Origin of the sequence: Nostoc sp., from assembly GCF_036917815.1 — a bacterium.
GTDB lineage: Bacteria > Cyanobacteriota > Cyanobacteriia > Cyanobacteriales > Nostocaceae > Nostoc.
The window spans coordinates 1-1,570 of the sequence record NZ_JBALEK010000007.1 but is presented as its reverse complement, the minus strand read 5'-3'; the positions used below and the strand labels follow the sequence as shown (position 1 = coordinate 1,570).

Sequence of the window (1,570 nt, the reverse complement as noted above, 5' to 3'; positions counted from 1 at the left end):
CAAAACGGAGAGTTTGATCCTGGCTCAGGATGAACGCTGGCGGTATGCTTAACACATGCAAGTCGAACGGAATCTTCGGATTTAGTGGCGGACGGGTGAGTAACGCGTGAGAATCTGGCTTCAGGTCTGGGACAACCACTGGAAACGGTGGCTAATACCGGATGTGCCGAGAGGTGAAAGGTTAACTGCCTGAAGATGAGCTCGCGTCTGATTAGCTAGTTGGTAGAGTAAGAGCCTACCAAGGCGACGATCAGTAGCTGGTCTGAGAGGACGATCAGCCACACTGGGACTGAGACACGGCCCAGACTCCTACGGGAGGCAGCAGTGGGGAATTTTCCGCAATGGGCGAAAGCCTGACGGAGCAATACCGCGTGAGGGAGGAAGGCTCTTGGGTCGTAAACCTCTTTTCTCAGGGAAGAACACAATGACGGTACCTGAGGAATAAGCATCGGCTAACTCCGTGCCAGCAGCCGCGGTAATACGGAGGATGCAAGCGTTATCCGGAATGATTGGGCGTAAAGCGTCCGCAGGTGGCAATGTAAGTCTGCTGTTAAAGAGTCTAGCTCAACTAGATAAGAGCAGTGGAAACTACATAGCTAGAGTACGTTCGGGGCAGAGGGAATTCCTGGTGTAGCGGTGAAATGCGTAGAGATCAGGAAGAACACCGGTGGCGAAGGCGCTCTGCTAGGCCGTAACTGACACTGAGGGACGAAAGCTAGGGGAGCGAATGGGATTAGATACCCCAGTAGTCCTAGCCGTAAACGATGGATACTAGGCGTGGCTTGTATCGACCCGAGCCGTGCCGTAGCTAACGCGTTAAGTATCCCGCCTGGGGAGTACGCCGGCAACGGTGAAACTCAAAGGAATTGACGGGGGCCCGCACAAGCGGTGGAGTATGTGGTTTAATTCGATGCAACGCGAAGAACCTTACCAAGGCTTGACATGTCGCGAATCTTGATGAAAGTTGAGAGTGCCTTCGGGAGCGCGAACACAGGTGGTGCATGGCTGTCGTCAGCTCGTGTCGTGAGATGTTGGGTTAAGTCCCGCAACGAGCGCAACCCTCGTTTTTAGTTGCCAGCATTAAGTTGGGCACTCTAGAGAGACTGCCGGTGACAAACCGGAGGAAGGTGGGGATGACGTCAAGTCAGCATGCCCCTTACGCCTTGGGCTACACACGTACTACAATGCTCCGGACAGAGGGCAGCAAGCATGCGAATGCAAGCAAATCCCGGAAACCGGAGCTCAGTTCAGATCGCAGGCTGCAACTCGCCTGCGTGAAGGAGGAATCGCTAGTAATTGCAGGTCAGCATACTGCAGTGAATTCGTTCCCGGGCCTTGTACACACCGCCCGTCACACCATGGAAGCTGGTAGTGCCCGAAGTCATTACTCCAACCATTCGTGGAGGAGGATGCCTAAGGCAGGACTGGTGACTGGGGTGAAGTCGTAACAAGGTAGCCGTACCGGAAGGTGTGGCTGGATCACCTCCTTTTTAGGGAGACCTACACCCCTCAGATATCGAAAAGCAAACAAGTTTTATAGATACTGAGTTGGTCTAACCTAGGTCGGTCG

General features: G+C 53.8%; 1 rRNA gene. It reads left to right on the top strand.

From position 1 onward, the window contains the following. Position 1: 1 nt before the first annotated feature. Positions 2–1,490 (top strand): 16S ribosomal RNA (locus tag V7K97_RS01700). Positions 1,491–1,570 lie beyond the last annotated feature (80 nt).